5 protein-coding genes are annotated in these 2,501 nt (G+C 64.9%); 2 read left to right on the forward strand and 3 right to left on the reverse strand.

All coding sequences use genetic code 11. From position 1 onward, the window contains the following. Together J7E68_RS19220 and J7E68_RS19225 are read right to left on the reverse strand one after the other, a co-directional pair. A partial coding sequence (locus J7E68_RS19220; RefSeq protein WP_215175140.1) for a hypothetical protein occupies positions 1 to 319 on the reverse strand: 319 nt, incomplete at its 3' end. Continuing rightward, entirely contained in the window at positions 316 to 585 is a 270-nt protein-coding gene (locus J7E68_RS19225; protein ID WP_215175141.1) for a hypothetical protein, read from the reverse strand. The genes J7E68_RS19225 and J7E68_RS19220, both read right to left, overlap by 4 nt. Positions 586 to 1,110: 525 nt before the next feature. On the opposite strand from J7E68_RS19225, the gene J7E68_RS19230 reads away from it, so the two are divergent. Next, a complete protein-coding gene (locus J7E68_RS19230; protein WP_215175142.1) occupies positions 1,111 to 1,428 on the forward strand; it encodes a hypothetical protein in 318 nt (105 codons plus the stop codon). Between the two features lie 17 nt (positions 1,429 to 1,445). On the opposite strand, the gene J7E68_RS19235 is transcribed toward J7E68_RS19230, so the two are convergent. Next, the gene (locus tag J7E68_RS19235) at positions 1,446 to 1,769 is read right to left on the reverse strand and encodes a hypothetical protein (RefSeq protein WP_251049181.1); all 324 of its coding nucleotides are present in this window, start codon (positions 1,767 to 1,769) and stop codon (positions 1,446 to 1,448) included. A 66-nt stretch (positions 1,770 to 1,835) separates the two neighbouring features. Between J7E68_RS19235 and J7E68_RS19240 the strand changes: the two genes are divergently transcribed. Further along, positions 1,836 to 2,096, forward strand: a complete 261-nt coding sequence (locus J7E68_RS19240) for a hypothetical protein (RefSeq protein ID WP_215175143.1) — start codon at positions 1,836 to 1,838, stop codon at positions 2,094 to 2,096. Positions 2,097 to 2,501 lie beyond the last annotated feature (405 nt).

Raw genomic sequence — 2,501 nt, forward strand, 5'->3', positions numbered from 1 at the left:
CCGGGGTCAGACGCTCGGTGATGATGTCGCGCAGCTTCTTGAGTTGTCGGGGCTGGTGCTCCCAGGCGAGCACCAGCCACAGGATCAGGATCCCCCGCATCGGCACGGACGCCGGCCTGCCTCCGTGAACTGGAGCATGTGCCTCCTGATCCCACTGAGCGAGTAGTTTCTGAATTCCGACACTGTCGATGAGCTTGGCGCACTGATGCACCATGCCAGTCGCGACAGGTTCGCGAGCTCGAGGGTTGAAAGGCATCCCCTCGAGGTCGGCATTGTCGTCGAGGAACAGTTCGTTCTTCTTCGGCTTGTCCGTTCTCATCGCGCTGCGCCCGTCATGCGAAGCGCCTCGTAGAACTGGTTGACCGGCATCGGGCGGACGAGGTTCATTGCGCGACGGAGCGAGTCAATGGACGTCATCCCCGATGCGGGCAGCAGCGCGGCGAGAGGTGTCCCGGCTTCGAGATGCGCGACGAGCCACGTCATCCGCAGGCGTGCCGCGGTGGGCTTCACGTCGCCCTTGGCGGTCCCGCGGACCTGATGCCCATCCACGAGGGCCTCGCCGACACGCCCGTCCGCCCTGTTCAAGAGATCCTGCGGACGAACCCCCATTCATTCCCCGCAACTGCGCTCGAAGCGTCCGCCGCGTCACGTGCTCGTATCGCCGAAGTGTGGGACGCGGTGCGCCCCGAGCTGCTAGCTCACGGGCACATGCACGTCGCAGCCGGAGGGAAGACCGAGGACGGCCGACGGGTCGCCAGCCTCGGACGCGACGGGCACGAGGGAAACTTGCGATCCTCGACATGGCCACGCTGAAGATGACGACACCGAGCCTCGCCATCATCCGGGGCATGACTGAGCGAGCCGACATCGACCGCGACCGGCGGATTCGCAATGTTGCCGAATCGCCGCACGAAGCGACATTGGACGGGCTCAAGCCCACGCCCCAGGCCTTGCGCGACTCACAGGACTGTGTCGACGGACGCGCACCCTCGACGAGGTACTCGAAGACGTTAGACGCCGCCGCACCCGCCGCCCTGAGAACAGGCAATGACCACAGAGGAGTCGAACCCGTGGGCCGAGATCGTCGGCCCCTGTTACACGGTGAGAAGCATGGCCCGCACCCTCGCGTGCACCGAGCTCGAGGGTATGGAGGCAGGCGACGATCTTCGTCTCCTCACGCTGCGCACCGAGGACGGCGTCCACCTCCTCCCGGTGTTCCAACTTGTCGGAGGCAAAGCGGCCACCGGGCTGCAGGAGGTTCCTCTCGCACTTCAGACCGGGGTGAATGATCCCCGGACCTGGGCGCAGTGGTTGAACGTCGCGCTGCCCGAAGCGGACCCACCCCGCAACATCACGCTGCTCTACGAAGGGCGCGTCGAGGAAGCACTACGTGACGCCCGCCATGACGCGTGGTCCTGGAGTTCATAAGTGCTCCTCACCACGAGTCAGAGATCGCTGACGTCTACTGCCTCCACTGCGTTCCCCCAGACCCAGCACCGGAACACCTGCTCCTCCGCCCGGAACTCGACGCCCGCGGCGAGAGGCGTGGACCGGAGGAGTTTCGCATCGACACGTATCGCTTCGGGCCTGAACCGGACCCACGCGCGCACAGGGACGAATGGATGGGGATAGATCGTGACGGGATGCTTACGCAGACCGAGTTCTCGGTCCGTCAGCGACTGGAGCGGTCCAGCGCGAGCGGCGGCCAGGATCGCACGGTGCTGCGCACGCATGTCGTAGTGTGCCGCCAAGCGCTTGCTCGACCCCATGCCGGCTCCTCTCTCCGGCCTGAAGTAACGCCAGCAATATTCGAACACATGTTCTATTCTTGATCCATGCGCTTCGCCATCGCTCCCCCTCCCGCCACCATATGGATGGTCGACGACATTCCCTCCAGGATGGTGTTCGCCGGGCGCCGCTGGCGGGTCTCCGATACCCCGACACGTTTGCGTGACTCGAACTGGTCCGCGCGGCAGGAGGTGCATCGCGGTCTCTACGGCTGGCGGTTCCAGGGGACCAACGAGGACGGCTACGCGATGGTGTTCGACGTCTTCAAGGCCGAGGATGGCTGGCACGTGCATCGGAGCTACGACTGATCTCGGTCGTCCCCGTCGTCTTGCTCGGGAGGCTCAGGGACGATGTGCAGGCCGGTCGGTGAGTTCGCTGTCGCCGTGAGCGCGTGTATCCATCGGGGGTTGACGCGGGTTCGTCCGGAGCCGTCGTACTTGAAGACCAGATCCGCGTGAGGGTGGATCCAGATCGTGGTCCGGCCTCCTCCGATGCTGGCGTCGTCTGTCCATGACAGGGCGAATGATTGCCCGAGGCGCAGCTTGGACACGATGGTGATCTGAGGGTGGGTGAGGGTTCGGTCATCGAGGGTCCTCTTCCGACCGTCATAGATGATTCTGTCGGTGGGTGACCTGCTTCGGGTGGTGGGGCCTGCTGGGGTTCGGGAGCCGCAGGCGCTAGTTCAGGCGTGTCAGGCCGTAGGACGTGTCCTA

It is taken from the genome of Microbacterium sp. ISL-103 (assembly GCF_018613995.1).
Classification (GTDB): domain Bacteria; phylum Actinomycetota; class Actinomycetes; order Actinomycetales; family Microbacteriaceae; genus Microbacterium.

Excerpts from the sequence above, each read along its gene's own strand:
- J7E68_RS19230 (WP_215175142.1), top strand. The coding sequence starts at position 1,111 with ATGGCCCGCACCCTCGCGTGCACCGAGCTCGAGGGTATGGAGGCAGGC.
- J7E68_RS19235 (WP_251049181.1), bottom strand. The coding sequence starts at position 1,769 with ATGGGGTCGAGCAAGCGCTTGGCGGCACACTACGACATGCGTGCGCAG.
- J7E68_RS19240 (WP_215175143.1), top strand. The coding sequence starts at position 1,836 with ATGCGCTTCGCCATCGCTCCCCCTCCCGCCACCATATGGATGGTCGAC.